Source organism: Bordetella genomosp. 2 (assembly GCF_002261345.1).
GTDB lineage: Bacteria > Pseudomonadota > Gammaproteobacteria > Burkholderiales > Burkholderiaceae_B > Bordetella_A.
This window is the reverse complement of record NZ_NEVT01000009.1, coordinates 295,315-320,845: the sequence shown is the minus strand read 5'-3', so window position 1 is coordinate 320,845 and position 25,531 is coordinate 295,315. Positions and strand designations below refer to the sequence as shown.

The window sequence follows — 25,531 nt, the reverse complement described above, 5'->3', positions numbered from 1 at the left end:
GCTGACGTTCGTGTCTAGGCTATCAAAACATAATCCTTCGCTGCTGTACCTGCTCAAGAGCCTGGGTACCCATCGCCAGTTGATCGGCAACCTGGTCAAGCGCGAAGTCATCGGGCGTTATCGCGGCTCGGCCCTGGGCCTGCTGTGGTCGTTCTTCAACCCGGTCCTGATGCTGCTGGTCTATACGTTCGTGTTCAGCGTGGTGTTCAAGGCGCGCTGGCCCGGCGGCAGCGAGTCCAAGGCGGAGTTCGCGCTGGTGCTGTTCGCCGGCCTGATCATCTTCAACTTGTTCGCCGAATGCATCAACCGCGCGCCCTCGCTCATCCTGGGCAACGCCAACTACGTGAAAAAAGTGGTCTTCCCGCTGGAAGTCCTGCCCTGCGTGTCGCTCGGCTCGGCCTTGTTCCGCATGCTGATCAGCCTGCTGGTATGGCTGATTTTCTATGTGATCCTGTTCGGCGTGCCGCACCCGACCGTGCTGTTGTTCCCCCTGGTCGTGCTGCCGCTGGCGATCATGACGCTGGGCCTGAGCTGGTTCCTGGCTGCGCTGGGCGTGTATCTGCGCGATGTCACGCAATTCATCGGCATCGTCACCACGGTGCTCATGTTCCTGTCGCCGATCTTCTATTCGGCCGAGATCCTGCCCGAGCGCTATCGCCCCTTCCTGCACATCAGCCCGCTGACGCTGATCATCGAACAGGGGCGCGATGTGCTGTTCTGGGGCAAGCCGATTGCCTGGGACACCTGGACGCTATATATGATCGCCGCGATCGCGGTCGCCATGCTGGGTTTCGCATGGTTCCAGAAAACGAGGAAAGGGTTCGCCGATGTCTTGTGAACGCGTAATTTCGGTGGACAACGTCTCGAAGCGCTTCGAGATGTACGCGCAGCCGCGTGATCGCCTGCTGCAATTCTTGTCGTTCGGCCGGCGCCAGTACTTCAAGGAGTTCTGGGCCCTGCGCGACGTGTCCCTCCATGTCTGCAAGGGCGAGACGGTGGGCATCCTGGGGCGCAACGGCAGCGGCAAGAGCACGCTTCTGCAGATCATTGCCGGCACGCTCTCGCCCACTACGGGCGATGTGGATGTCAAGGGCAAGCTGGCGGCCCTGCTCGAACTCGGCTCCGGCTTCAATCCCGAATTCACTGGCCGCGAAAATGTGTACCTGAACGGTTCCGTGCTGGGATTCTCCAAGGCGCAGATGGACGCCCGCTTCGACGAGATCGCGGCGTTCGCCGACATCGGCGAGCACCTGGACCAGCCGGTCAAGACTTATTCCAGCGGCATGTACGTGAGGCTGGCATTCGCCGTGCAGGCCTGCGTGCAGCCGGACATCCTGATCGTCGACGAGGCGCTCTCGGTGGGCGACGAGAAATTCCAGCGCAAGTGCTTCGACTATATCGAAGGCCTGCGCGCCGCCGGCTGCGCGATCCTGATCGTGACGCACTCGACCTCGACGGTGGAAAAATTCTGCCAGCGCGCCGCCTTGCTGCATCGCGGCGAACTGCATGCGCTCGGGCCGGCCAAGGAAGTCATCGACCAGTACCATGCGCTGCTTTATTCGGACGAGAAGACTTACCTGCGCTACCTGAATGCCAGCCAGCCGCAACAGGCGGCTACCGACGCAGAGAGCGCATCGCCGGCCGAGCAGCCTGAACAGGCTGCTGAAGACGGCGATGCCCGGGCGCTCATCAGGGGATGGCAGGCTCGCGACGAGCGAGGCGAGCCCTGCGAAGCTTTCCAGAGCGGACAAAAGGCCGTGATCACTGTCGATGTCGACGTGTTCGCTCCCATTACAATGCTGCAGGCCGGGCTGCTCATCCGCACTATCGAAGGCGTGTCGGCATTTGGCACGAGCACCATGTATCACGGCACCAGTTACCCATCGCCGCAGCGCGGCGATCGACTGCGGATCGAATTCGACCTGGATCTGACCCTGGGCGAAGGCACGTACTTCGCGACCCTGGCCATTGCCGAGGAGGTGACGCAGGCGCACATGGAATACCTGGACCGCAAGACGGATGCCATTATTCTGAAGATCAGCCAGCGGCCATTGCGCGGCGGCGGCATTGCAGCGCTGCGCTCGTCGGTCAGCGTCGCCAAATTGTGAGCGGCACATGCCTTCCTTGTTGATCATTACCGAACAATTCGACGTCGGAGGCCTGGAGACATACATTCGCGGCCAGGTGCGCATCTTGTCGCAGCTGGGCTGGGATGTGTACCTGGCATGCGGCGGTGAGCCTCGGCCTGAGCTCTTGCCTGCCGAGCTCGTCGGGCAGTGTAGCGGCCTGCGGCTGAGCGCCGCGGCCAGTGCAGCAGATTTGCTGCATTCAACGCGCACACTGCGCGAGTTCATGCGGCAGCACGCTATCACGCACGTGCACGCGCATCCCTTCATCAGCCTCTTTCCCGCCTTCCTGGCAGCCAAGCTCGAAAGCCTGCCTTATGTGGCGACGCTACATGGACCCAGTTCGCTGAGCGCGGGGTACGGGCCGCTCAATGATTTCCTGCTCGGCAGCGTGATATTGGCTCACGCCGACCGCGTGATTGCCGTTTCGGAAGAGGTTCGGTCGCTGGCGGCAGTCTATGTGCATGACGACCGGCTCGTCATGCAGCCGAATGCAGTGGACTCTCACGCTTTTCGCCCACAACCATCGACCGCCGAGCCGGCGCGCTGGCTGGTAGTCAGCCGCCTGGATCCGTTCAAGATCGTGGGTATCCGCCAGTTTGTCAGCCTTGCGCGCCAAGCCGGCCTGCCAGGTATCGACGTCGTCGGCGAAGGGCCGGCGCAGGCTGTGCTGCAACAACAGCTCACACAGGACGGCTTGACGGACTATGTGCGCTTCCTGGGGGTACGCGCCGATGTGGCGGAACTGATGCGCGCCAGCGGCGGCGTGGCGGGCATGGGACGCGTATTGCTTGAAGGCCTGGCGGCAGGGCAGCGGTGCTGCCTGGTTGGCTACGACGGAGTGAAGGGCATGGTCGACGACGGGCTGTTCGAAGCCGCCGCCGTCGCCAATTTTTCGGGACGCAGCCTGCCCAATATTTCCGCGGAAGAACTGCGCGGGCAATTGGCAAGACACCCTGCAGGCGATGCGGCACTGTGCCGGAAAGTCGGGCAGCGCCATGCGGAATCTGCGGTATGGGAGAACTTTTCGAAGCAGCTCGCCGCCCTGCACGTATCGGCGGCGCCGCTCGCGACCACGCTGCACGCCCTTATCCAGTCTGAAACCGTGCAGTCGGACCCCGCGCCCTATCTGCAATCGGATACCCTGTTTTACGAGATTGGCCGTGTAGTGCACGGCGCGCGGCATTTTTCGCCAGCGTTGGCGGCATCATATGGTTTTTACTTCCAGCGAGCCCAGTGGCGAACTGAAAGAGACGACCTGGCGTCGGTAGCCGTTTCCCTGGCGGAGAGCCAGCGACGGATTGCCGGGTTAAGCAGCCAGCTCGATGCGTTGCGGCAAGCGGAGCAGGAGAGGGCGGAGTCGCAGGGTTGGTGGTCACGTCTGATGAAGAAAGGCGCGCACGATTGACCGCGATGGCGGGTGCAGGTGGGCTGACCGCAAGTGCGCCCAGCGTCCGGCAGGAATAACTAGAAGCATGTAACCGCACGGATTGCGTCACCGCAGCATGGAGCAAGGCCGGCAAGGATGTGGAAAGGAATGAAGAAACTGAAAGGATTTGCTGTCTCGTGGTTTTTCGCGCCCTATATCGGCTCGGCCGATCTGGACTTTTTCAAGCGCATCAAGGACACGAATATCTCGTATACGGTGGTCCAGGCCGCGCGCGACCGGCGTGACGACCAGGTACTGAAGTACGCATCCACCGACATAGAGCGGATCGAAGTCAAGGTGGATCACGCCAATCCGCGCACCGAGTCGGCGCGCGCGGCTTTCGTGCGCGCCGTGCTCGATGCTTATGCCCGGTCAGGCGAGCAATTCGACTTCATCATTTCGCATTCCAATGAGCTGGTCAGTCACGCTGCAGCGGCAGAAATCAAGAAGTTGCATCCCGAACTGCCCTGGATTGCCTATTTCGGCGACCTGTTCGTGCGCAATCCGTATGTAACCCGGGGCTTCCCGCTGGCGGCCGAAGACCGCGCCATCGAACGCGACACCCTGCGCCAGGCCGATCGCGTCATTCTGAACAATAGCTACCAGCGCGATCTCATGTTCACCGGCGATTTGGCGCCTCTGGCGGACAAGGCTGTGGTCATTCCCCATTGCTTCGACCCGCGGATGTACCCGCAAACGGCAACGCAAAGTAACGACAAGTTCGTTTTTTCCCACCTGGGCATGCTGTACTACATCAAGCGTACGGCTACGCCGGTTCTCCGCGCGGTGGATCGCCTGCTTGAAATCTATCCCGAGTATCACAGCCGCTTCGAGATACGATTCTATGGCGCCTCTCCCGGCGCGCAGGACCTGCAGCAGCATGCTGCAATGCGCAATTCCAGCCACGTGCGGTTCGAAAAACCGGTGTCCTATGCGGAGAGCCTGCGCCTGATGTGCGAGGCGGACGCCTTGCTGCTGATCGACGGGCTGTTCTCCCCGGAGGAAGACGGCCTGGACTGCAATCCGTTTTTTCCGGGCAAGTTGACGGATTACATGGGCGCGCGCAGGCCGATAGCCTCAGTCACGATGCCCAAGGGGCCCACTGCCGAAATCATGGCGCGGGCCGGGAATCTCGTTGCAGACGCCCGCATCGACCGCATCGCCTATGTATTGAAACGATACATAGACAAGAAAATCACCCCCGATTATTCGGTTTACAACGAGTACACCGTCGACAAGGTGGCGCCGCAGATGGAAAGCGCGATCCGGTCGGTACTGAAGGTTTGAGACATGAGCAATTACGACGTCATCATCGTAGGCACCGGCTTCGCCGGTTCTATCCTGGCCGAGCGCCTGGCCTCCCAGCAGGGCCGGCGCGTGCTGCTGATCGAACAGCGCGACCACGTGGCCGGCAACATGTACGACTACCAGGACGAGCACGGCATACGGGTGCACAAGTACGGCCCGCACCTGTTCCGCACCAATAGCCCGCGCGTGCTGGCATACATCTCCCAATTCACGGGCTGGCATCCGTACCAGCATCGCGTGCTGGCCGAAGTGCAGGGCCAACTGGTGCCCGTGCCCTTCAACCTGACCTCGCTGGAGAAGCTGCTGCCGGACCAGGCGGCCGAATTGAAGGACCTGTTGGTCGGCGAGTTCGGCATGGACGTCAAGGTGCCGGTGTCGGTGCTGCGCAAGCACGACGATCCGCGCATCCGCGAGCTGGGCGATTTCATCTTCCAGAATATCTACCTGAACTACACCACCAAGCAGTGGGGCGACAAGCCCGAGAACCTGGATTTCGAAACGATCACGGCGCGCGTGCCGGTGCACTTGTCGTACGACGACCGGTATTTCCAGGAAAGCCACCAGGCCTTGCCCAAGGATGGCTACACGGCGATGTTCGAGAAAATGCTGGCCCATCCGCTGATCGAGGTGCGCCTGAACACCAAGGCCAGCCAGCTGCTGAGCCTGCAGGCCGATACCGGCGCCGTGCTGTTCGAAGGCCGCCCGTTCGATGGCACGGTGATCTACACCGGCGCCCTGGATGAGCTGTTCGGTTACTGCTATGGCGAGCTGCCGTACCGGTCGCTGCGCTTCGACCTGGAGACGCACGACATGGACTACTACCAGCCGACCGCCACGGTGAATTACCCCAATACCCAGGCCTACACGCGTATTACGGAGTACAAGCACCTGATGGACGTCAAGCCGGCCAAGACGACCATCATGAAAGAGTACCCGCAGGAATACGACCGGCGCGTGCCTTCCAAGAGCATCCCGTACTACCCCATACCCAAGGACAGCAACGCCGAGCTGTACGCCAAGTACCTGAAGCTGGCCGAGTCGTTCGAACGCCTCAAGCTGGTGGGCCGGCTGGCCGAATACCGCTACTACGACATGAACAACATCATCGAGCGTGCGCTCGATGTCTATGAAAAAGAATTCGCGGGCGGGTCGAAGTAATGCCGAAGGTAAGCGTAGTCGTACCGGTATACAACCTGGAGTTCTATGTCGAACGCTGCCTGGCCTCGCTGGCCCGGCAGACTTGCCAGGACATCGAAGTACTTGTCGTCAACGATGGCGGCACCGATGACAGCCAACTGATCATCGATGAATACGTGGCGCAGTATCCGGCCATGTTCAAGTCGTTCATCAAGCCCAACGGCGGGCATGGCGCGGCCTGCAACTACGGCATTGACCGTGCGACCGGCGAGTACATCATCATCGTCGACGGGGACGATTTCCTCGACCCCGACGCGATCGAGTTCATGTACGACAAGGCGCAAGAAACCGGCGCCGACCTGCTGATCGGCAACTTGCGCTACTGCTTCAGCGACCGTACCCAGCCGTTCAAGCCCGTGCCGTTCGAGACGGAGCGCGAACTATCGGCGCAGGACCGCGACTTGTTGTATCGGAATTGGGCGACGCCCTGCGGCCGGATCTACCATCGCTCCGTTTTCGCCGACCCCGATGTGCGGTTGCTGCCGGGCATTTTCTTCGCCGATGCGAACTTTGCGCCCAAGAGCTACCTCGTTGCAAAGAAAATCTACTATGTAGATAAGGAGCTCTATAACTACGACATCACCCGGCCCACCCAGTCGATGCAGCAGACGGATAAGCGCATACTGAACATCGTCCCCGCGCTGCAGGACATGCTGGCCTTCTATCGCAAGAAGGGGCAGTTCGATGCCAAGCGCCAGCAGCTCATGTGGTATGTGGGCATGCATTGCGTGGCCTGGATTCAGCGCGTCAAGACTCTGCACGGCTATCCCCGGCTGCGGGCCCTGCGCGAGATTTTCGCGGTTGCGGACGAGAATTTCGGGGCCGACTGGCTGAAAACCGGCATAGCCTGGGACATCTTCGGGCGCAAAGTGCATCGCGGCGTGAAGATAGCCCGCGCGCTGAACTACATACCCATCGTTGCGTTCTGGAAGCTGATGGCCTTGCTCGGCAAGGTCGATCGCGGCGTGGAGGCGATGCTGGCCTTTCCGCTGCGCGCCTATCGCGCCGTCAAGCATCGCGTCCGCGCCCGCGTGGGGTCGGTGCTCTGAGGCTGGTGGCCGGCTCGGCGGGCGTCCAGGGTTCGTTGTGTTGTACATTTCCTGCTTCTACCGCACCGCCCCGCTTTGATGCCTACTCGCATTCTCATCGTCCGCACATCGTCGCTTGGCGACCTGGTGCACATGCTGCCGGCTATTTCCGACATTGCCCGGCATGTGCCCGACGCCGTGATCGACTGGGTCGCGGAAGAGGCGTTTGCCGAAATCCCCGCCTGGCATCCGGCTGTCCACGAGGTCATCAAGGTGGCGCACCGCCGCTGGCGCAAGGCCTGGTGGTCGGAGCCGGTGAAGGCCGAGCGGCGGGCCCTGGCCGAGCGGCTGCGCGCCGTGCAGTACGACGTGGTGCTGGACATGCAGGCCCTGTTGAAATCGGCCTGGCTGGTGCGCCAGACGCGCGGCGTGCGCCATGGGCTGGACTGGCGTTCGGCCCGCGAGCCGCTGGCTTCGCTGTTCTACCAGGTGCGCCACCGGGTGGAGTTCTGGCAGCCGGCCGTCATACGCCAGCGCACCTTGGCCGCGCTGACTTTCGGCTACACCTATAGCGGGCCGCCCGATTTCGGCTTGCAGGCGTTTGCGCGACAGGCACAGGCCGAGGCCCGCGCGTGCGCCGCGGCGCCCGAGCAGTGCGCGCGCCCGCATCATCATCTGAACACCGATTACGGCTATGCGGTCATCATGCCGTCGGCCAGCCGCGACGACAAGCTCTGGCCGGAAGACGACTGGCGCGCCGTCTTCGCGCGCCTGCGCGAGGCGGGCTGCACCCTGCGCCTGCTGGCCGGCAATCCGCAGGAAGCCGAGCGCGCCCAGGCGCTGGTGGCCGGCATCGACGGCGCGGAAGTGCTGCCGCGCATGGACCTGACGGCCATCGCCCGCCAGCTGGCCGGCGCGCGCCTCATGGTGGGGCTGGACAGCGGCCTGACGCATCTGTCGGCCGCCCTGGGCCGGCCGACCATCGGTATCTACCGCGCCTCCACCCCGGTGCGCACGCCCCTGGTGGGGCCCAGCTTCACGGCCAGCCTGGGAGACCGCGGCGCTCCGCCTTCGCGCGAGGCGGTGCTGGCCTCGGTCGGCCAGGCGCTGGCGGCAGGCTGACATGGGCCGGCCCGCCGCCTTCCAGGCCGGGCGCCGCCCTGTGGCGCGCTGAGATGCGGCGCGGCGTCTATACCCTGGCTTTATACGCGGCGGCGCCGCTGGCCTGGCTGTGGATGGCGCGCCGCGCCCGGCGCGCCGGCGGCGACTGGGGCATTTTCTCGGCCGCGCGCTTCGGCCGGGCCGATTCCGCCGCCCCGGCGCCATTTGCCCGGCCGCCGGTGTGGGTGCACGCCGTCAGCCTGGGCGAAACCCGCGCCGCCCAACCCCTGGTGCAGGCGCTGCTGGACCGCGGCCTGCCGGTGCTGCTGACGCATACGACCGCCACCGGCCGGGCCGAAGGGGCGCGCCTGTTCCCGGCCGCCATCGCCGCCGGGCAACTGCGCCAGACCTGGCTGCCGTACGATTTCCCGGGCGCGGCGCGCGGCTTCCTGGCCCGCTATGCGCCGCGCTGCGGCCTGCTGATCGAGCGGGAGCTGTGGCCCAACCTGCTGGCTCAGGCGCGCCGCCTGGGGGTGCCCATGGCGCTGGTCAGCGCGCGTTTCTCGGCCTCGTCGCTGCGCCAGGCGGCGTGGCTGGGCCGGGCGCTGCGCGAGGCGCTGGCGGGCCTGGACGCGGTGCTGGCGCAGACGCCCGAAGATGCCCGGCGCCTGGAGCAGGCCGGGGCGCGCGCCGTGCAGGTGACCGGCAACCTGAAATTCGACCTGGCCCTGCCGCCGGACCAGGTCCAGGCCGGGCAGGCCTGGCGCCGCGCGCTCGGCCGGCCGGTCGTGGCGGTGGCCAGCACGCGCGAGGGCGAGGAGGCGATGTTCGCGCCCGCCATGCGCGCGCGCGCGGGCGGCGGCCGGCCGGTGCTGTACCTGCTGATTCCCCGGCACCCGCAGCGCTTCGACGAGGCCGATGCGCAGTTGCGCGCGGCCGGCTTGGTCCACGTGCGGCGGTCGCGGGCCGCGGCGCCGGACCAGGCGCTGCCGCCGGTGGCGGGCGAGGTCGACGCCGTGTTGGGCGATACGCTGGGCGAGATGGCGTTCTACTATGCCGCCGCCGATGTCGCCATCGTGGCGGGGAGCTTTGCGCCCCTGGGCGGGCAGAACCTGATCGAGGCCTGCGCGGCCGGCGTGCCGGTGGTGGTGGGACCGCATACGGACAATTTCAAGCAGGCGGCCGAGGACGCCATCGCCGCGGGCGCCGCGCTGCGCGCGCCCGATGCCCCGGCGGCCCTGGATGCCGCGCTGGCGCTGCTGGACGACGACGCGCGCCGCCAGGCCATGGGGCAGGCCGCCCGGCGCTGGGCGGCCGGGCACGCCGGCGCCACGCAGCGTACGCTGGCGGCGCTGGCGCGCTGGTTATAGGCGTGGCGGCGGGCGACCGGCGTCAACCGCCGGCCAAGGGGTCCGCCGCGGCGGGGTCGGCAGGCTCCAGGGCGTAGCCGATGTCGCCGGCGACCTCGCGCAGAATGTCCTGGGCCAGGTTGAAGGCCGTGTTGGCGGCTGGCACCCCCGCATAGATGGCGTTCTGCAGCAGCACCTCCTTGAGCTCGTCGGGCGTCAAGCGCGAGGCATCGGCGGCGGTGAGGGCGGCGCGCACGTGCAGCTCGAATTCTTCCCAGCGGCCCAGCGCGAGCGTCACGGCCAGCACCATCATGCGGCGCGACTTGTGCGGCAGGCCCGGGCGGCTCCAGATATCGTGCCACGCGTAGCGGGTGATCAGGTTCTGGTAATCGGCGGTGAAGCCGGTGGCCCGTGCCAGCGAGCGTTCGACCCAGGCATCGCCCAGCACGGCGCGGCGGTTGGCCAGGCCTTGTTCGAAATCGTCTTTGCGGCTCATGGTGCATTCCCCCAGGGTGGATGGCGTCATGCCGGGCAGAAAAACGGCCGGGAAGATTCCCGGCCGTCTGCGCGCACGAATCTGCTTCAGTTCACGCTGATGTGGTTGGCCTTGACCACATCCGCCCAGCGGGCTTCTTCGGCGGCGATGAACTGGGCGAAGTCTACCGCGCTGGAGCCCACGGCGGTCAGGCCCAGCTTGGCCAGCTTGTCGCGAGTTTCGGGGCGTGCCAGCGCTTTCTGCACAATATCCTGCAGCTTGGCGACGACCTCCGGCGGCGTGCCGGCGGGCAGGAAGAAACCGTTCCACTCGGCGACGTCGAAATCGGCGATGCCCGCCTCGGCGACGGTCGGCACGTCCGGTAGCTCGGGCATGCGCCGGGCCGAGGAGATGGCCAGCGCCTTGAGCTTGCCGCCCGTCACGTAGTTCAGGCTGGAAGCGGCGTTGGCGAAATACACGTCGACCTGGCCGCCCATGACGTCGACGATGGCTGGCGCGCCGCCCTTGTAGGGCACGTGCAGGACGTCGATGTCCGCGTCCTTCTTCAGCAGTTCGCCGGCCATCTGGGCGAGGCTGCCCGGACCGTACGAGGCATAGGTGTAGCGGCCCGGCTTGGCCTTGGCCGCCTGGATGAAGTCCGGCAGGCTGTTGAACGCCGAGCCGGTCGCCGCCACCAGGATGTTGGGCACGGTCACGGCTTGCGAGACCGGGATGAAATCCTTCTTGGCGTCATAGGGCAGCTTGCGCAGCACGGGGTTGATGGCGAAGGCGGAAGCGTCGTACAGGACGGTGTAGCCGTCGGGCTTGGCGCGCGCCACATAGGCGGCGCCGATCGAGCCGCTGGCGCCGCCCTTGTTCTCGATCACTACGCTCTGGCCGGCCACCGCGCTCATGCCCTCGGCGATGATGCGGGCGGCGTTGTCGGCGCCGCCGCCGGCCGAATACGGCACTACCAGGGTGATCGGCTCGCCCGGATACCCGGCCGCGTGTGCCGGCAGGCCGGCCAGGCCGATCGCGGCGGCGGCCGCCAGCGCGCTCCAGCGCCATGTCGTGGTTTTGCTCATGTTTATCCTCCTCCTGTGCGGGGACGTTCAGTGATTTCTCGGTTGTGGTGCGCCGTCGTCAGACGGTCGCGATGGGGTTGACCGGAGCGCCCACCAGTCCCGGGACATGGATGGGCGCGGCGGTCAGGAAAAAGGCGTGGCGGCCGTGTTCGCGCAGCCAGCGCGCCAGGGGGGTCAGATGCCAGAGCTCGCCCAGCGGCAGGCCCAGCTTGACCAGGCATTGCTCGTGCAGCGGCAGGAGCGCTCCCTGGCCGGCGCGCAGGCTGTGGTTGCGCAACTCCACGGCGTGGTTGTCGGCGGCAATGGCGGCGATCCTGCTGTCCTTGATCCAGGCCAGCAGCGCCGGGTCGTCGCCGTCGAGGACCGCGCAACTGGTGCGCAGGCGCTCCTGCTCGGCATCGTCCAGGGTAAGCGCCAGATCCGCCAGGCCGGTGTGCAGGCACAGTACGTCCCCCGGCCGCACGCTGATGCCATCGCTGCGCATGACCGCCATCAGGTCGGCATGCGAAACCTTGCGCTGTGCGTCGCCGAAGTGCGCGCGCAGGTCGACCAGCACGCCGCGCCCCTGGATGCCATGCCGTGCCATGGGCGCGATCGACAGGTCGCGCGTGCCGGCGAAGCCGTCGGCATGCGGCTCGCTCACTGTGAAGCCGTTGTAGCCGACGGGAGCAGCCGTGCCGTTGCCATGCGCATCGAACAGCGTGTTGACATGGCCGAGTGCGTCCCATTGAGTGGAATACTGCGGCGACAGCGTGACGCTGTCGTCGCTGATGACGTCCGTGGCGCCGGGCACATCGCGCGCCAGGGGATAACGGTAGACCGGCACGCCGGTCTTCTCGGCCGGCCGGATAACCGGGCCTTTGCGCCTGGGGTTGAGCACCGGCGCGCGCGGCACGGTCAGCGGCAGGCTCAATGAAAAAGACAGCCCTTCGCGTATTTCGGCGATCGCGGCGAGCCGCGCCTGGCGGTCCATGAAATTCAGGGTGCCCAGCTGGTCGTCGGGACCGAAATCCCCCCAGTTCGACCCGTCGGGCCGGCGGCTGTAGCGCGAAGCCGGTTCCATGGTGGATGTCTCCTTTGATCTTGGTACGGGACGCAGCCTACAGCACCGCTGCTTCGCGGAGCAGCCGTTCGATGTCCGCGTCTGCATAGCCGAGGTCGGCCAGGATCGCGCGGCTGTGCTGGCCCAGGCCCGGCGCGCCGGGGGCCGGAGCGGAAGGCGGCGCGGCTTCATCCTGCGCGCCGAAGTGAGCCCAGCGCGCCAGCCCCAGGTACTTGCCCGCCTGGGTGTTCTCATACTCGCGCAGAAAGCCCATGGCCCGGACCTGGGGGTGATCGAACATGTCCTCCACCCGGTTGACCACCGCGCAAGGCACGCTCTGGCCGAAACGCTCGGCCCAGTTGCGCGCGGTGTCGGCCGCCAGCGCCCGGCGCACCAGGGGGATCAGCACGGCGGCCTGGGCGGCGCGCTTTTTCACGGTGTCGTAATCCGGATGCCCGGCCAAGTCGGGCAAGCCCAGGTGGGTGCACAGCGCCTGCCAGAAATGGGGCGTGTTGGCGGAAATGTACAGGTAGCCCTCGCCGGTGGGGTGGATGCCTGTGATCCCGCCCGAACGCATGTCGCGTTCGATGTGCAGGGGTTCGCCCTCGGCGTAGACCAGGCGCGCCGACTGCATCGCCAGCGCGGCGCCCAGCAGCGACACTTCGATGGCCTGGCCCCGGCCGGTGCGCTCGCGCTGGTAGAGGGCGGCCGCGACGCCGTTGGAGATCAGCGCCGCGCCGTAATAGTCGACCACCGAGCCGTACAGGATCTCGGGCGGGCCATCTGCCTTGCCCTGGGAGGCGCACATGCCCGTCATCGACTGCAGCACCTGGTCGTAGCCGGCATGGCGGGCCATCGGACCCTTCGCGCCGTAGCCGGTCATGGCGCAGTAGACCAGCCGGGGATTCAGCGCGGCCAGTGTGGCGTAATCGATGCGCAGCCGCTCGGGCACGCCTGGCCGGAAGTTGTGTACCAATACGTCCGCTTCGCGTACCAGGCGCGTCAGCACCTCGTAGCCCGGCTCGCTCTTGAGATTGAGGCAAAGGCCGCGCTTGTTGCGGTTAATGCCCAGAAACGCGCGGCTCTCCGCCGCCAGCGTGGAGGGATACTTGCGCAGGTTGTCGCCTTCCGGCGGTTCGATCTTGATGATCTCCGCACCCATGTCGCCGAGCAGCGCGCAACCATAGGGGCCGGCAATGTAGGCGCTCAGGTCCAGCACTTTGATGCCGGCCAGCGGCAGGCCGTCCGGGGAAACGTGTGATGTCATGGTCCAGTCTGTGTAAGAGGTCGGCTCAGGCGGGCCGGCCGGCGGCCAGCAGCACGTCGCGGGCGCGGCGCACGAAGGGGGCGTCGATCATCTTGCCGTCCAGCAGGAACGCGCCTACGCCGGGATGTGCGCGGCTGGCGGCCACGATCCGCTGGGCGGCGTCGATTTCCGCGGCGCTGAAGCCAAAAACGTCATTGGCGATGGCGATCTGGCTGGGATGGATGCAGGATTTGCCCAGCAGGCCGAGCGAGCGGGCCAGCTGCGCCTCGGCACGAAAGCCGTCCGGGTCGGACACGCGCGGGTATGCGGCATCCATGGCGAACTTGCCGGCGGCGCCGGCCGCCACACGCAGCGCCAGCATCAGCGCGTGCAGGGTGCGCGGCTGGTAGCGGTCGATCCCGAGCGGCTCGCACAGGTCGGCCAGGCCCAACTGCAGGCCCGCGACGCGCTCATGGGCGCCTGCCAGCTCGGCTGCCCGCGCCAGCCCGAGCGGGGTCTCGACATTGATCAGGAAGTCGCCGTTGAAGCCGGCTTGCGTCGCCGCGTCGATGGCGGCGCGCACCGCAGCGGCGCTTTCGGTTTTGGGCACATTGAGGATATCAACCGGCAGCCTGGCCAGGGCCGCCAGGTCGCCGGCGAAGTGCGGTGTATCGACTGCATTGACGCGGACGATAATTTTCTTTGCATGTTGCTTCAGCTGGCTGGCGCGGCCCGGTTCCGCCAGCCAGTCCGCGAGCCCGGCCCGCGCCGACTCCTTGCACTCCGGCGCGACCGCGTCCTCCAGGTCAAAAGACAGGGCGTCCGCCGCGCTGTTCACGGCTTTGTCGAAGAGTTCCGGGCGCGATGCCGGGACGAACAGCTTGCTTCTCATGAGGGTCTCCTGACCCGTATTCTGGTGGTGCCTGCCCGCGCCAGGGGAAAGGCGGCGTATGATCAGACGATAGAATATCTATCATCATGAACACCGATTTCCTGACGACCCTGATCGCAGTGGCCCGCCACGGCTCGATGGCGGAGGCCGCGCGCCGGCTGGGCCTGACCCACGGCGCGGTGGCGCAACAGATCCGCGCGCTGGAGCAGGAGCTGGGCGCCGCGCTGGTGGCGCGCGCCGGCCGCACGGTGCACCTGACCGCCAAGGCGACCGAATTGCTGGCGCCCATGCGCGACGTACTGGAACGCATCGAACAGATCCGCTATCTGGCCCGCTCCGACGAGGTCATGGGTGAGCTCCGGCTGGGCGCGGGCAACACCGCCTTGAATTCGATGGTGCCGGCCATCCTGGAGGAACTGGTGCGGCGTCATCCGCTGGTCAACGTCGAGATCCAGCCGGGACACTCGGCGCGCTTCTACCCCGCGATCGAGAGCGGCGAACTGGATGCCGCGATCGCGCTGGAGGCGCCTTATCCGCTGTCCAAAAGCCTGGGCTGGCAACTGCTGCGCGAAGAACCCTACGTGCTGGCGGCCGCGCCGCGCCATGCCGGCGCGGATCCGCACCGCCTGCTGGCGAGCGAACCGTTCATCCGCTATCGGCGCAGCGACTGGAGCGGGCGCCATGTGGACGATTATCTGCGTCGCGTCGGCATTACGCCGCGCGACCGGTTCGAGTTGAACGCGATCGAATCGATTGCCGTGATGGTCAGCCGGGACCTGGGCGTGGCCATCCTGCCCCGCTCGACCAATGGCGTCATCGAACGGCTCGGGCTGGCCACGCTGGACCTGCCGGCGCCGTGCGAGCCGCGCCGTTTCGGCCTGATCTGGTCGCGTGGGTCGCCGCGGCTGGCGCTGATCGAAGCGTTCCGGGAAACGGCGGTGGTGCAGTACGCGCGGCTGCCGGGCTAGGGCCTGCTCATTCTGAAAGAGCCCTGGCTTCAGGGGCGGATCTTCACCCGCTCGGGGTGCAGCTCCTGTCCCGCGGCGGCATCGCGGCCGGCGTCGTCGGGCCGGCCGCCCAGCCAGCCCTGCCCCAGGGCGTAGACCCACAGGTTGGCGACCACGATCAGCACGAAAAGCACACGCATGGGCGAAAGCTCAGAAGGTTTGCGGGTCCGGCTGCGCGGCCAGCAGCGCCAGGCCGTCCAGCACGGGGCGGTCCAGGTAGACGGGCGCGGGCGGAGCGCCGGCCGCGCCACCCGCTTCGGCCAGCAGGCGTTCGGTTTCCTGTTGTACCTCGGGCCAGCCGCCGCCGGCCACATAAATGTCGGCCTGCCGGCCGAAATGCCGGCAGGCGGCCAGCCATTGGCGCGCCACGGCGCCGGCCTGCGCGGCGGCGACGCCGGACGAGATGGCCTGGTGGGTATCGGTCGGGAAGGCGGTGACCGGGCCGTCGGCCAGCGGCAGGTTGGCGGTGCCGCGCGCCAGCGAGCTGCGCATCAGGGCCGGGCCGGGCAGGATCAGCCCGCCGATGAAGACATCGTCGGGGCCGACCGTGTCGAGGGTGGTGGCGGTGCCGAACGAGGCCAGCACGAACGGCGCGTGGTCCCGCGGCAGGCGGCTGCGCACGCCCAGCAGCGATACCAGGCGGTCGGCGCCGAGCTGGGCGGGCTGGGTATAGCGGTTGCGCAGGCCGAGCAGTTCGGCGCGCGAGGTGATCCAGTGCACCGGACAGCCGTGGCGCGCCAGCGCCGCGCCGATGCCGTCGCCGCGCGCCGCCCCGGCCACGTTGACGCCCAGCGCCAGCGCCGGGCGGCGCGCCAGGGTGCCCAGCCAGTCGCCCAGGGCGTCCGGGTCCAGCGTCTCGAAGGCAATGGCGGCCGGCTCGCGCGGGCTGTCGGGGTGGTCGGGGTCCAGCCAGCCCACTTTGAGGCGGCTATTGCCGGAGTCGATGAGCAGGATCATGCTGGGGCCGTGGTTTGCGGGCGGATGGACACTTCGCCGACCGAGACGGGCACCAGCCCCTGGGCGGTCTGCAGCTGCAGGCGGCCCTGGTCGTCCAGGCCGCACGCGGTGCCGCTGAACAGCACCGTGCCCTGGTCCACGACATTGACGGCGCGTCCCGCCAGGGCGTCGACCGCGTCGAAGCGGCGGCCGAAGGCCCCGAAGCCGCTGCTTTCCAGTTCGCGCACCGCCTCGCGCCAGGCGGCGGCGACCGCGCAGACGATGTCGGCGGCGCTGACCGGCCGGCTGCCGGATTGCTCGATGACGCAGCTCCAGTCCGCCACGGAGCGGCCCAGCGCCTGCGACAGGGTGTCGGCGTCGCGCAGGTTCAGGCCCATGCCGATCACCACCGTGTAGCCGCCCGGCACGTGCGGATCGCGGGTCGATTCGACCAGGACCCCGGCCAGCTTGGCGTCGTGCCATTGCACGTCGTTGGGCCACTTGACGCACAGGCCGCCGGCGCCGCCGGCCAGCAGGCGCAGCGCTTCGCAAGCCGCCAGGCCGGCCAGCGGCGACAGCGCGGGCAGGCGGCCGGCCGGCATGCGGACCGGAAAGGCGCACGAGAACATCAGGGCCGCGCCGACGCGGTTCTGCCAGGTGCGGCCGGCCCGCCCGCGGCCGGTCTGCTGCAGGTGGGTGCCCTGCAGCCATGAGCCGGCGCCGGCGCGGGCGCGCGCCAGCAGGTTGGCGTTGGTGGAGCCGGTGCTGGCCGTCCAGGCGATGTCCTGGAAACCGTCCAGCCGCGCGGACAGTTCGCGCGCCAGCGCCTCGGGCGCGGGTAGCTCGGTATGGCGGGCATCGATAAGCATGGCGGCGATTGTAAGGGCATGCGCGCCAGGCCGGGCCGCGGCGCGGGTTGGTAACATGCAGTCTACGCGTTTTCCGACAGCTTTCATCCATGCCCGCACGCACCGAAACCCAGATCTTCACCGGCGAGGCCGGCCGCATCGATTGCGCCATCGACTGGCCCGCGCAGGCGCCGCGCGGCTGGGCGCTGGTCTTGCATCCCCATTCATTGCAAGGGGGCGCGCGCGACAACAAGGTCGTCACGACCATCGCGCGCGCCTGCGTGCAGCATGGCCTGGTGGCGGTGCGGCCGGATTTCCGCGGCGTGGGCCAGTCCGAAGGCGAGTTCGACAAGGCGCGCGGCGAAACCCGCGACATGCTGGCGCTGGTGGCGCAAATGCGCGAACGCCATCCCGACCTGGCCACGGCGCCGTGGGTGCTGGCGGGCTTTTCGTTCGGCACCGCGGTGGCCGCGCAGACCTACGCCGGCCTGGCCGAAGCCGGCGATCCCACCCTGCCTGCTGCGCTGATGCTGATGGGCGCCGCGGTGCAGCGCTTTCAGCAAGGCGAAATCGCGGTGCCGGCCGATACCCTGATGGTGCATGGCGAGCAGGACGACGTGGTGCCGCTGTCGGAAACCCTCGACTGGGCCCGGCCGCGCGACATTCCGGTGGTGGTCGTGCCCGGCGCGTCGCATTTCTTCCACGGCAAGCTGCTGGTGCTGCGCGCCCTGGTGCAGGCGCGGCTCAAGGTCGCGCTCGACCAGGCGTAGCATCGCGTTACCTGCCGGATGCGGCGCGGAACGTTGCCGCGCCGTCGCGGTCCCATCCCCTGCCTATAATGATGCAGCTTTTTGCCCCCCAAGCCGGGGGCCCTTGATCGTGGACTCTTTGCCGATGAAAAAAAACCGTTCCTTTCCGTCTTCTGTTGCGTTCCCCCGCCGCGCGCTCGCAGGCGCCGTGTTGTCGGCGCTGATGGCGGCTTCCGCGCCCGCCTGGGCGCAGCAGCAGCCGGCGGGCCCCGCCACCGCCTCGGCGCCCGCCGCGGCCGTGGCGCCCGTCGCGGAACTGTCGGCAGTGCCGGCGCCCACTATCGCCGCGCGCGCCTGGATCACCATCGACGTCAACAGCGGCCAGGTGCTGGCATCGTCCAACCCGGACATGCAGATCGAGCCCGCCTCGCTGACCAAGATCATGACCGCCTACGTGGTGTTCAATGCGCTGAAGGAAAAACGCCTCACGCTCGAACAGCAGGTGCCGGTGTCCGAGCATGCCTGGCGCACCGGCGGCTCGCGCATGTTCATCGAGCCGCGCAAGCCGGTTACGGTCGACGAGCTCATCCAGGGCATGATCGTGCAGTCCGGCAATGACGCCTCGGTGGCGCTGGCCGAGGCGGTGGGCGGCAGCGAGTCGGCCTTCGCCGCCCTGATGAACCAGGAAGCCGAGCGGCTGGGCATGGCCCATACGCATTTCATGAACGCCACCGGCCTGCCCGATCCGCAGCACATGACCACGGTGGCCGACCTGGCCATCCTGTCGGCCGCGCTGATCAAGGATCACCCCGACTACTACCACTACTACAAGCAGAAAGAGTACACCTACAACAAGATCACGCAGCCCAACCGCAACCGCCTGCTGTGGGCCGACCCGTCCGTGGACGGCATGAAGACCGGCCATACCGAGGCGGCCGGCTATTGCCTGGTGTCGACGGCGCTGCGCGGCGACCGGCGCGTGCTCACGGTGCTGGCCGGCGCCGACAGCGAGGCCACCCGCGCCGAGGAAAGCCTGAAGCTGCTGAACTGGAGCTTCCAGAATTTCGATACGGTCCAGCTCTATGGCCAGAGCCAGCCCGGCCTGGACGCGCGCGTCTGGGAAGGCACGGTCGAGACCGTCAAGCTGGGGCCGCCCAGCCCTGTGTGGCTGACCGTGCCGCGCGGCAAGTCGGCCGAGGTCAAGCCGGTGGCGCAGCGCACCGATCCCCTGGTCGCGCCGTTGTCCAAGGGCCAGCAGGTCGGCACGCTGCAGCTCACGCTCGATGGCAAGACGCTGCGCAGCGAGCCGCTGGTGGTGCAGAGCGACGTCGAGCGCGCGGGCTTCTTTGGCCGCCTGGTCGACATGGTCAAGCGCAAGTTCCAATAATCATCCAGCCATTGCGGGGCGGGCGTGCCGCCCCTTTTTCCTTTTGAGGAGCCATCCATGATTCCGGGCATGCCGGGCGACAGCCAGGTGTATCTCAACGGCGAGTTCATGCGGGCCGACGAGGCCAAGATCTCGGTGCTGGACCGCGGGTTCATTTTCGGCGACGGCATCTACGAGGTGGTGCCGGTCTACGACGGCAAGCCGTTCCGCATGACCGAGCACCTCGACCGCCTGGATCGCAGCCTGAAGGCGCTGCGCATCGCGCAGCCGATGGACCGCGCGGCCTGGCTCGATCTCATCGGCCAGCTGGCCAGCCGTTCGGCTACCCCCACCTGCATCGTGTACCTGCAGGTCACGCGCGGCGTCTACAAGCGCGACCACGCTTTCCCGGCGCAGGCCGTGCCGCCGACCGTGTTCGGCATGGCCACGGTGTTCAATCCGCCCTCGGCGGCGCAGCGCGAGCAGGGCATCAGCCTGATCGGCATTCCCGACGAGCGCTGGCTGCACTGCGAGATCAAGTCGGTCTCGCTGCTCGGCAACGTGCTGGCGCGCCAGCAGGCGGTCGAGGCTGGCGCGGACGAAGTCGCGCAGTTCCGCGATGGCTTCCTCACCGAAGGCTCGTCCAGCAATATCTGGGTCGTGTCGAACGGCAAGTTGCTGGCCCCGCCGAAGAACAACCTCATCCTGGAAGGCATCCGCTACGGCCTGATGGGCGAGCTGGCGGCCGAGGCCGGCATCCCGTTCGAGGCACGCCGCATCACCGAGGACGAAGTGGCCGCCGCCGACGAGCTGCTGGTGACCTCGGCCACCAAAGAGGTGTTGCCGGCAACGTCCTACAACGGCAAACCGGTGGGCAGCGGCAAGCCTGGCCCCGTTTATGCCCGGATCCGCGCGGGTTATGATGCCCGTATCGCCGCCCTGTAGGCCCTACGCGGCCGATCCGCCATGCACCATATCCCGCCCGAAGACTCGCTGATCGAGTACCCGTCCGACTTTCCCATCAAAGTCATGGGCAAGCAGCATCCCGATTTCGCGCAGACCATGACCGACGTCGTGCTGCAGTTCGATCCGGAATTCGATCCGGCCAAGGTCGAGATGCGGCCCAGCAAGGGCGGCAACTACATCGGCCTGACCTTCACCGTGCGCGCCACTTCGCGCGAGCAGCTCGACAACCTGTATCGGGCGCTGCACGGGCACCCCATGGTGTCGATCGTCCTGTAGGCGGCCGGGCGCACGCCATGATCAAGTGGTTGCCCCGGCCGGCGGACTACACGCCGGTATGGCAGGACATGCGGGCGTTCACCGCCGCGCGGCATGCCGGCACGGCCGACCAGGTCTGGCTGTGCGAGCACGCGCCCGTCTACACGCTGGGCCAGGCCGGCAAGCCCGAACACCTGCTCAATCCCGGCGCCATTCCGGTGGTGCAGTGCGATCGCGGCGGCCAGGTCACGTACCACGGGCCCGGCCAGGTGGTGGCGTACGCCTTGTTCGACCTGCGCCGCGCCGGGCTGTTCGTGCGCGAATACGTGCAGCTGCTCGAAGCGGCGGCCATCGGCACATTGGCCGACTTCGGCATCGCCGGCGCCTGCCGCAAACCCGGCGCACCGGGCGTATACGTGCCGCAGGGGCCGGGCGGCGAACTGGCCAAGATCGCCGCGCTGGGCATCAAGATCCGCAACGGCTACGCCTATCACGGCGTGGCGCTGAACGTCGACATGGACCTGGCGCCCTTCCTGGGCATCAACCCCTGCGGCTATGAAGGCCTGCGTACTGTCGACATGGCTGTATGCGGCGCGCGGCACGATCTGGCGGCCGTGGGCGAGCGCCTGGCGGCCCGCTTGCTGGCCGCGCTGCCGCGGCCGCAGGACGCAACGCGCTAAAATGCCTTTTTCTCTCGGATCGCGCGGTGTTTTCCCGAACGGCGAGCGGTCAAGACGAAGGTGACGAATGTCCACGCTCGAGCCCTCCCATTCCTCGAACGAATCGCAGGCCGCCGCCCCGGCCGCCTACGATGCCACGCAGAAGCAGAAGTCGCAGGCCAAGACCGCGCGCATTCCCATCAAGATCGTGCCGGCCGAGCGCCTGAAGAAGCCCGAGTGGATCCGCGTCAAGGCGGCCGCGCCGGGCTCGCGCTTCTACGACATCAAGCGCATCCTGCGCGAGCACAACCTGCACACCGTCTGTGAAGAGGCCTCGTGCCCCAACATCGGCGAATGCTTCGGCAAGGGCACGGCCACGTTCATGATCATGGGCGACAAGTGCACGCGCCGCTGCCCGTTCTGCGACGTGGGGCACGGCCGGCCCGACCCGCTCGATGCCAGCGAACCCGAGAACCTGGCGCGCACCATCGCGGCGCTCAAGCTGTCGTACGTGGTGATCACCTCGGTCGACCGCGACGACCTGCGCGACGGCGGCGCCGCCCATTTCGTCGACTGCATCTCGCGCATCCGCGCCCTGTCGCCCAGCACGCGCATCGAGATCCTGGTGCCCGATTTCCGCGGCCGCCTGGAGCGCGCGCTGGCCATCCTGAACGCCGGTCCGCCCGACGTCATGAACCACAACCTGGAAACCGTGCCGCGCCTGTACAAGCAGGCGCGCCCGGGCTCCGACTACGCGCATTCGCTGAAGCTGCTGGCCGAGTTCAAGCAGCTGCACCCCGAAGTGCCGACCAAGTCCGGCCTGATGCTGGGCCTGGGCGAAACCGACGAAGAAATCCTGCAGGTCATGCGCGACATGCGCGCCCATGGCGTGGACATGCTCACCATCGGCCAGTATCTGCAGCCGTCGGAACATCACCTGCCGGTGCTGCGCTATGTGCACCCGGACACCTTCGCCATGTTCGAGCGCGAAGCCTACGCCATGGGCTTCTCGCACGCGGCGGTGGGCGCCATGGTGCGCTCGTCGTACCACGCCGACGAGCAGGCACACGCGGCCGGCGTCAACTGAACGCGGCGCAACTGCACAGGTGCGTACCCAGGTGTCAGACACCGGAAGGTGTCTGACACCGCCACGATGCAACACCATCCAGGTGTCTACAAGTGTCAGGCACCCTGCGGTGTCTGACGCCTCCGCCCTGCAACGCGCTCCAGGTGTCAGACACCCCATGCGGCGGTCGTTGCCTGCGTGGGGCGTCTCGCGGGGTGTCTGACACCTTCCGAGACACCTTCCCAGCCCGCCATGCCCCGCCGCTTACGGATACGTCTCCGCGTCCGCCAGCGCCAGCCCGCGCTCGTCTTTCTGCGACACGATCACGTCCGCCGTGCGTGGCCACTCGATGCCGATGGCCGGGTCGTCCCAGCGCAGGCAGCGCTCGTGCTGCGGGGCATAGTAGTCGGTGGCCTTGTACAGGGTCTCGGCGGCGTCCGACAGCACCATGAACCCGTGCGCGAAGCCCTCCGGTATCCATAGCTGGCGCTTGTTGTCGGCCGACAGCAGGGCGCCGGCCCAGCGCCCGAAAGTGGGCGAGGACCGGCGCAAGTCCACCGCCACGTCGTAGACCTCGCCGACGATCGCGCGCACCAGCTTGGCCTGCGGCTGGCGGATCTGGTAATGCAGGCCGCGCACCACGTGGCGCGCCGAGCGCGAGTGGTTGTCCTGCACGAAGCGCGGCTGGCGGCCGAGCGCGGCCGCGAAGCGCTCGGCGTTGTAGCTCTCGTAGAAGAAGCCGCGCGCGTCGCTGAATACATCCGGCTCGATCAGCACGACATCGGGAATGGCCAGGGGCGTGATTTTCATGAGGCGTCGGACAGGGCGTCGAACGGGCGGGTCAGACAGTCTACCGTGCGGTCCAGGTGCACGGTCCAGTCCGGCAGGTCCAGCCCCAGCGCGCCGGACAGCAGGCCGGTATCCAGCAGCGAATTGCGCGGCCGCGGCGCGGGCAGGGGATAGTCCTCCGTGGCGATGGCGCGGATGCGCTCGGGCCGCAGCCGCAGCGGCGCGCCGTTGCGGCGGGCCCGCTCGACCGTGCGGCGCGCCAGGTCGTGCCAGCTGGCGCGTCCGGCCGCGCTCAAGTGGTACAGGCCTTCGGCCAGCTGGTGCCGGCCGTAGGCGGCCAGCGCCAGCGCGGTCACGTCGGCGATCAGCTCGGCCGAGGTGGGGGCGCCGTGCTGGTCGTCCACCACGCGCAGCTCGTCGCGCTCGCGCGCCAGCCGCAGCACCGTCTTGACGAAATTGCGGCCGTGCGCGCCGTATACCCAGCTGGTGCGCAAGATCAGCGCGCGGCAGCCGCTGGCCCGGATGGCTTCTTCGCCGGCCAGCTTCGAGCGACCGTATTCATTGAGCGGCGCGGCGGCATCGGTTTCGCGATAGGCGTCCGCCTTCAGACCGTCGAAGACATAGTCGGTGGAATAGTGCAGCAGCAGCGCGTCGTGCTGCCGCGCGTGCGCGGCCAGCACCGCCACCGCCTCGGCGTTGACGCGGAAGGCCTCGCCCGGATGCTCCTGTGCGCGGTCGACCGCCGTGTGCGCGGCGGCATTCACGATCACCCGCGGCGCCTGCGCCTGCAGCAGGGCCCGCAGCGCGTCCAGGTCGGCCAGGTCCGCCTGCGCGCGCGGCGGCGCCGCCACGCCGCCCAGCGGCAGCAGCGTGCGCCGCAACGCGTTGCCTACCTGGCCGGTGGCGCCGAGCAAGAGTATCTTCATGGCGTGTATTGGGTCTGGATCCACTGGCGATAGGCGCCGCCCGCCACGTCCGCCACCCATTGGGCATGGTCCAGGTACCACTGCACGGTGGCGCGCAGCCCCGACTCGAAGTCGTGCGCCGGGCGCCAACCCAATTCGCGCTGGATCTTGCCGGCGTCGATGGCATAGCGCCGGTCGTGGCCCGGCCGGTCGCGTACGAAGGTGATCAGCTCGTGGTACGAGCGCCCGCCGTCGCGGGGCCGGCAGGCGTCGAGCAGGGCGCACAGCGCTTGCGCCACCTGCAGGTTGCTGCGTTCCTGGCCGGCGCCGATATGGTAGGCCTGCCCGGGCTCGCCAGCCTGCAGGACGCGGCGCAGCCCGGCGCAGTGGTCCTCGACATACAGCCAGTCGCGCACATGGGCGCCGTCCCCGTACAGCGGCAGCGGCTGGCCGGCCAGCGCGCGGTGGATCAGCAGCGGGATCAGCTTTTCGGGGAATTGGCGCGGGCCGTAGTTGTTGGGGCAATGCGAGGTCAGCACCGGCAGCCCGTAGGTGTGCCCGTAGGCCCGCACCAGGTGGTCGGCGGCCGCCTTGCTGGCCGAATAGGGGTTGTTGGGACGGTACGGATCGCCTTCGGCGAAGGCCGGCGCGCCGGGCGCCAGCGACCCGTAGACCTCGTCGGTGGACACTTGCAGGTAGCGGAACGCATCGCGCGCCTCGCCCGCCAGGGTGTTCCAGTAGGCGCGCACCGCTTCCAGCAGCTGGAAGGTGCCCGCGACGTTGGTCTGGATGAAGGCCTCGGGTCCGCGGATGGCGCGGTCGACGTGCGATTCGGCCGCGAAGTTCAGCACCGCGCGGGGCTGGTGCCTGCGCAGCAGGTCGGCCACCAGCGCGGCGTCGGCGATGTCGCCCTGCACGAACAGATGGCGAGGGTCGTCCCGCAGGCTCGCCAGGTTGCCGGCGTGGCCGGCATAGGTGAGCTTGTCGAGGTTGATGACCGGCTCATCGGTCCGGCCGAGCCAGTCCAGCACGAAGTTCGCGCCGATGAAGCCCGCGCCGCCGGTGACGAGAATGCTCATGGAAGATCCGATCGCCCTAGGGTTGCACGCGCGAATGCTTGCTGGTCCAGAATACATCGCCCGTGCCCTGGGCGCGGTTCAGGTGCCGCGCCAGCACGAACATCAGGTCCGACAGCCGGTTCAGGTACTGCCGCGCCGGGGCATTGACGGGTTCGTCGCGGCCCAGTGCCACCACCGAACGCTCGGCGCGGCGCGCCACGGTGCGGGCCAAGTGCGCCAGCGCGGCCGCGCGGCCGCCCCCCGGCAGGATGAACTCGCGCAGCGGCGGCAGGGCCTCGTTGTACTGCGCCAGGCGCTGGTCCAGGAAGGTGAGCTGGTCCGGCTCGATGGCCGTGTGGCCGGGAATGCAGAGTTCGGCGCCCAGGTCGAACAGGTCGTGCTGGATGGTGTCCAGGTCGGCCTGGACCGCATCGGGCAGGGGTTCGGCGCGCAGCAGGCCGATGACGCTGTTCAGCTCGTCCACGTCGCCCAGCGCGGCGATGCGCGGCGCGTCTTTCGGCGTGCGGCTGCCGTCGCCCAGGCCGGTGGTGCCATCGTCGCCGGTGCGGGTGGCGATGGCGGAGAGTCGGTTGCCCATTGCGGATTCCTTGGGTCTGGAGGTGTTGTCGAGCGGACAAAGCCCTAGTGT

Annotated in this window: 27 protein-coding genes; 15 read left to right on the top strand and 12 right to left on the bottom strand. The window is 67.7% G+C overall.

From position 1 onward, the window contains the following. Window positions 1–10: 10 nt before the first annotated feature. The 8 genes from CAL24_RS22960 to CAL24_RS22925 all read left to right on the top strand — a co-directional run bounded on the left by CAL24_RS22960 (window position 11) and on the right by CAL24_RS22925 (window position 9,559). The gene (locus CAL24_RS22960; RefSeq protein ID WP_249278620.1) at window positions 11–838 is read left to right on the top strand and encodes an ABC transporter permease; all 828 of its coding nucleotides are present in this window, start codon (window positions 11–13) and stop codon (window positions 836–838) included. Further along, entirely contained in the window at window positions 828–2,108 is a 1,281-nt protein-coding gene (locus CAL24_RS22955) for an ABC transporter ATP-binding protein (protein ID WP_094808026.1), read from the top strand. The genes CAL24_RS22960 and CAL24_RS22955 overlap by 11 nt, the downstream gene beginning before the upstream one ends. A gap of 7 nt (window positions 2,109–2,115) precedes the next feature. Beyond that, window positions 2,116–3,534: a glycosyltransferase gene (locus CAL24_RS22950; protein WP_094808025.1), complete on the top strand. Its 1,419-nt coding sequence runs from the start codon at window positions 2,116–2,118 to the stop codon at window positions 3,532–3,534. 129 nt (window positions 3,535–3,663) lie between these two features. Then, on the top strand, window positions 3,664–4,842 hold the full coding sequence (locus CAL24_RS22945) for a hypothetical protein (protein WP_094808024.1): 1,179 nt from the start codon (window positions 3,664–3,666) through the stop codon (window positions 4,840–4,842). Window positions 4,843–4,845: 3 nt separating this feature from the next. Further along, complete coding sequence (glf, locus tag CAL24_RS22940) at window positions 4,846–6,021, top strand: UDP-galactopyranose mutase (RefSeq protein ID WP_094808023.1); 1,176 nt, start codon at window positions 4,846–4,848, stop codon at window positions 6,019–6,021. Next, entirely contained in the window at window positions 6,021–7,109 is a 1,089-nt protein-coding gene (locus tag CAL24_RS22935; protein ID WP_094808022.1) for a glycosyltransferase family 2 protein, read from the top strand. The genes glf and CAL24_RS22935 overlap by 1 nt, the downstream gene beginning before the upstream one ends. A gap of 78 nt (window positions 7,110–7,187) precedes the next feature. Continuing rightward, entirely contained in the window at window positions 7,188–8,210 is a 1,023-nt protein-coding gene (gene waaC / locus CAL24_RS22930; RefSeq protein ID WP_094808021.1) for a lipopolysaccharide heptosyltransferase I, read from the top strand. Window positions 8,211–8,263: 53 nt separating this feature from the next. Beyond that, window positions 8,264–9,559: a 3-deoxy-D-manno-octulosonic acid transferase gene (locus CAL24_RS22925; RefSeq protein WP_094808020.1), complete on the top strand. Its 1,296-nt coding sequence runs from the start codon at window positions 8,264–8,266 to the stop codon at window positions 9,557–9,559. 22 nt (window positions 9,560–9,581) lie between these two features. Here the strand turns inward: CAL24_RS22925 and CAL24_RS22920 are convergent, their stop codons facing one another. The 5 genes from CAL24_RS22920 to CAL24_RS22900 all read right to left on the bottom strand — a co-directional run bounded on the left by CAL24_RS22920 (window position 9,582) and on the right by CAL24_RS22900 (window position 14,278). After that, window positions 9,582–10,034, bottom strand: a complete 453-nt coding sequence (locus tag CAL24_RS22920; RefSeq protein ID WP_028354450.1) for a carboxymuconolactone decarboxylase family protein — start codon at window positions 10,032–10,034, stop codon at window positions 9,582–9,584. An 86-nt stretch (window positions 10,035–10,120) separates the two neighbouring features. Beyond that, complete coding sequence (locus CAL24_RS22915; protein WP_094808019.1) at window positions 10,121–11,098, bottom strand: tripartite tricarboxylate transporter substrate binding protein; 978 nt, start codon at window positions 11,096–11,098, stop codon at window positions 10,121–10,123. 58 nt (window positions 11,099–11,156) lie between these two features. Next, a complete protein-coding gene (locus CAL24_RS22910) occupies window positions 11,157–12,161 on the bottom strand; it encodes a cyclase family protein (protein ID WP_094808018.1) in 1,005 nt (334 codons plus the stop codon). A 37-nt stretch (window positions 12,162–12,198) separates the two neighbouring features. Then, window positions 12,199–13,407: a CaiB/BaiF CoA transferase family protein gene (locus CAL24_RS22905; RefSeq protein ID WP_094808017.1), complete on the bottom strand. Its 1,209-nt coding sequence runs from the start codon at window positions 13,405–13,407 to the stop codon at window positions 12,199–12,201. A gap of 25 nt (window positions 13,408–13,432) precedes the next feature. Next, entirely contained in the window at window positions 13,433–14,278 is an 846-nt protein-coding gene (locus CAL24_RS22900) for an HpcH/HpaI aldolase/citrate lyase family protein (RefSeq protein WP_028354446.1), read from the bottom strand. A gap of 86 nt (window positions 14,279–14,364) precedes the next feature. On the opposite strand from CAL24_RS22900, the gene CAL24_RS22895 reads away from it, so the two are divergent. Further along, a complete protein-coding gene (locus CAL24_RS22895) occupies window positions 14,365–15,246 on the top strand; it encodes a LysR family transcriptional regulator (protein WP_028354445.1) in 882 nt (293 codons plus the stop codon). Between the two features lie 29 nt (window positions 15,247–15,275). On the opposite strand, the gene CAL24_RS24200 is transcribed toward CAL24_RS22895, so the two are convergent. The 3 genes from CAL24_RS24200 to CAL24_RS22880 are packed head-to-tail and all read right to left on the bottom strand — an operon-like array spanning window position 15,276 to window position 17,090. Beyond that, window positions 15,276–15,425, bottom strand: a complete 150-nt coding sequence (locus tag CAL24_RS24200) for a hypothetical protein (protein ID WP_094808016.1) — start codon at window positions 15,423–15,425, stop codon at window positions 15,276–15,278. A 10-nt stretch (window positions 15,426–15,435) separates the two neighbouring features. Further along, complete coding sequence (locus CAL24_RS22885) at window positions 15,436–16,242, bottom strand: type III pantothenate kinase (protein ID WP_028354444.1); 807 nt, start codon at window positions 16,240–16,242, stop codon at window positions 15,436–15,438. Further along, window positions 16,239–17,090 (bottom strand): biotin--[acetyl-CoA-carboxylase] ligase, encoded by an 852-nt coding sequence (locus tag CAL24_RS22880; protein ID WP_094808015.1) that lies wholly within the window; start codon window positions 17,088–17,090, stop codon window positions 16,239–16,241. The genes CAL24_RS22885 and CAL24_RS22880 overlap by 4 nt, the downstream gene beginning before the upstream one ends. An 89-nt stretch (window positions 17,091–17,179) precedes the next feature. Between CAL24_RS22880 and CAL24_RS22875 the strand changes: the two genes are divergently transcribed. From CAL24_RS22875 to lipA, 6 genes are all read left to right on the top strand, one after another. Then, window positions 17,180–17,839: an alpha/beta hydrolase gene (locus CAL24_RS22875; protein WP_094808014.1), complete on the top strand. Its 660-nt coding sequence runs from the start codon at window positions 17,180–17,182 to the stop codon at window positions 17,837–17,839. Between the two features lie 124 nt (window positions 17,840–17,963). Further along, a complete protein-coding gene (locus CAL24_RS22870) occupies window positions 17,964–19,205 on the top strand; it encodes a D-alanyl-D-alanine carboxypeptidase family protein (RefSeq protein WP_051439412.1) in 1,242 nt (413 codons plus the stop codon). Between the two features lie 57 nt (window positions 19,206–19,262). Continuing rightward, window positions 19,263–20,129 (top strand): D-amino acid aminotransferase, encoded by an 867-nt coding sequence (locus CAL24_RS22865; RefSeq protein ID WP_028354440.1) that lies wholly within the window; start codon window positions 19,263–19,265, stop codon window positions 20,127–20,129. Window positions 20,130–20,150: 21 nt separating this feature from the next. After that, window positions 20,151–20,426, top strand: coding sequence for a YbeD family protein (locus CAL24_RS22860; protein WP_094808013.1), 276 nt, complete (start codon window positions 20,151–20,153; stop codon window positions 20,424–20,426). Window positions 20,427–20,443: 17 nt separating this feature from the next. Then, a complete protein-coding gene (lipB, locus tag CAL24_RS22855) occupies window positions 20,444–21,085 on the top strand; it encodes a lipoyl(octanoyl) transferase LipB (protein ID WP_094808012.1) in 642 nt (213 codons plus the stop codon). A gap of 67 nt (window positions 21,086–21,152) precedes the next feature. After that, window positions 21,153–22,151, top strand: a complete 999-nt coding sequence (gene lipA, locus CAL24_RS22850) for a lipoyl synthase (protein WP_028354437.1) — start codon at window positions 21,153–21,155, stop codon at window positions 22,149–22,151. Between the two features lie 243 nt (window positions 22,152–22,394). On the opposite strand, the gene rfbC is transcribed toward lipA, so the two are convergent. Genes rfbC through CAL24_RS22830 form a run of 4 tightly spaced genes read right to left on the bottom strand, consistent with a single transcriptional unit; the run spans window position 22,395 to window position 25,480 of the window. Continuing rightward, window positions 22,395–22,940 carry a dTDP-4-dehydrorhamnose 3,5-epimerase gene (gene rfbC, locus CAL24_RS22845; RefSeq protein WP_094808011.1) on the bottom strand — a complete coding sequence of 182 codons (546 nt, stop codon included), beginning with the start codon at window positions 22,938–22,940 and terminating at the stop codon, window positions 22,395–22,397. Beyond that, window positions 22,937–23,845 (bottom strand): dTDP-4-dehydrorhamnose reductase, encoded by a 909-nt coding sequence (rfbD, locus tag CAL24_RS22840; protein WP_094808010.1) that lies wholly within the window; start codon window positions 23,843–23,845, stop codon window positions 22,937–22,939. The genes rfbC and rfbD overlap by 4 nt, the downstream gene beginning before the upstream one ends. Further along, entirely contained in the window at window positions 23,842–24,903 is a 1,062-nt protein-coding gene (rfbB, locus tag CAL24_RS22835) for a dTDP-glucose 4,6-dehydratase (RefSeq protein ID WP_094808009.1), read from the bottom strand. The genes rfbD and rfbB overlap by 4 nt, the downstream gene beginning before the upstream one ends. A 16-nt stretch (window positions 24,904–24,919) precedes the next feature. Then, complete coding sequence (locus CAL24_RS22830) at window positions 24,920–25,480, bottom strand: cob(I)yrinic acid a,c-diamide adenosyltransferase (protein WP_094808008.1); 561 nt, start codon at window positions 25,478–25,480, stop codon at window positions 24,920–24,922. Window positions 25,481–25,531: the final 51 nt, after the last annotated feature.

Bases quoted from the DNA above. Each gene is read 5' to 3' on its own strand.
- CAL24_RS22955 (WP_094808026.1), top strand. From the start codon at position 828: ATGTCTTGTGAACGCGTAATTTCGGTGGACAACGTCTCGAAGCGCTTC.
- CAL24_RS22950 (WP_094808025.1), top strand. From the start codon at position 2,116: ATGCCTTCCTTGTTGATCATTACCGAACAATTCGACGTCGGAGGCCTG.
- CAL24_RS22945 (WP_094808024.1), top strand. From the start codon at position 3,664: ATGAAGAAACTGAAAGGATTTGCTGTCTCGTGGTTTTTCGCGCCCTAT.
- glf (WP_094808023.1), top strand. From the start codon at position 4,846: ATGAGCAATTACGACGTCATCATCGTAGGCACCGGCTTCGCCGGTTCT.
- CAL24_RS22935 (WP_094808022.1), top strand. From the start codon at position 6,021: ATGCCGAAGGTAAGCGTAGTCGTACCGGTATACAACCTGGAGTTCTAT.
- waaC (WP_094808021.1), top strand. From the start codon at position 7,188: ATGCCTACTCGCATTCTCATCGTCCGCACATCGTCGCTTGGCGACCTG.
- CAL24_RS22925 (WP_094808020.1), top strand. From the start codon at position 8,264: ATGCGGCGCGGCGTCTATACCCTGGCTTTATACGCGGCGGCGCCGCTG.
- CAL24_RS22920 (WP_028354450.1), bottom strand. From the start codon at position 10,034: ATGAGCCGCAAAGACGATTTCGAACAAGGCCTGGCCAACCGCCGCGCC.
- CAL24_RS22915 (WP_094808019.1), bottom strand. From the start codon at position 11,098: ATGAGCAAAACCACGACATGGCGCTGGAGCGCGCTGGCGGCCGCCGCC.
- CAL24_RS22910 (WP_094808018.1), bottom strand. From the start codon at position 12,161: ATGGAACCGGCTTCGCGCTACAGCCGCCGGCCCGACGGGTCGAACTGG.
- CAL24_RS22905 (WP_094808017.1), bottom strand. From the start codon at position 13,407: ATGACATCACACGTTTCCCCGGACGGCCTGCCGCTGGCCGGCATCAAA.
- CAL24_RS22900 (WP_028354446.1), bottom strand. From the start codon at position 14,278: ATGAGAAGCAAGCTGTTCGTCCCGGCATCGCGCCCGGAACTCTTCGAC.
- CAL24_RS22895 (WP_028354445.1), top strand. From the start codon at position 14,365: ATGAACACCGATTTCCTGACGACCCTGATCGCAGTGGCCCGCCACGGC.
- CAL24_RS24200 (WP_094808016.1), bottom strand. From the start codon at position 15,425: ATGCGTGTGCTTTTCGTGCTGATCGTGGTCGCCAACCTGTGGGTCTAC.
- CAL24_RS22885 (WP_028354444.1), bottom strand. From the start codon at position 16,242: ATGATCCTGCTCATCGACTCCGGCAATAGCCGCCTCAAAGTGGGCTGG.
- CAL24_RS22880 (WP_094808015.1), bottom strand. From the start codon at position 17,090: ATGCTTATCGATGCCCGCCATACCGAGCTACCCGCGCCCGAGGCGCTG.
- CAL24_RS22875 (WP_094808014.1), top strand. From the start codon at position 17,180: ATGCCCGCACGCACCGAAACCCAGATCTTCACCGGCGAGGCCGGCCGC.
- CAL24_RS22870 (WP_051439412.1), top strand. From the start codon at position 17,964: ATGAAAAAAAACCGTTCCTTTCCGTCTTCTGTTGCGTTCCCCCGCCGC.
- CAL24_RS22865 (WP_028354440.1), top strand. From the start codon at position 19,263: ATGATTCCGGGCATGCCGGGCGACAGCCAGGTGTATCTCAACGGCGAG.
- CAL24_RS22860 (WP_094808013.1), top strand. From the start codon at position 20,151: ATGCACCATATCCCGCCCGAAGACTCGCTGATCGAGTACCCGTCCGAC.
- lipB (WP_094808012.1), top strand. From the start codon at position 20,444: ATGATCAAGTGGTTGCCCCGGCCGGCGGACTACACGCCGGTATGGCAG.
- lipA (WP_028354437.1), top strand. From the start codon at position 21,153: ATGTCCACGCTCGAGCCCTCCCATTCCTCGAACGAATCGCAGGCCGCC.
- rfbC (WP_094808011.1), bottom strand. From the start codon at position 22,940: ATGAAAATCACGCCCCTGGCCATTCCCGATGTCGTGCTGATCGAGCCG.
- rfbD (WP_094808010.1), bottom strand. From the start codon at position 23,845: ATGAAGATACTCTTGCTCGGCGCCACCGGCCAGGTAGGCAACGCGTTG.
- rfbB (WP_094808009.1), bottom strand. From the start codon at position 24,903: ATGAGCATTCTCGTCACCGGCGGCGCGGGCTTCATCGGCGCGAACTTC.
- CAL24_RS22830 (WP_094808008.1), bottom strand. From the start codon at position 25,480: ATGGGCAACCGACTCTCCGCCATCGCCACCCGCACCGGCGACGATGGC.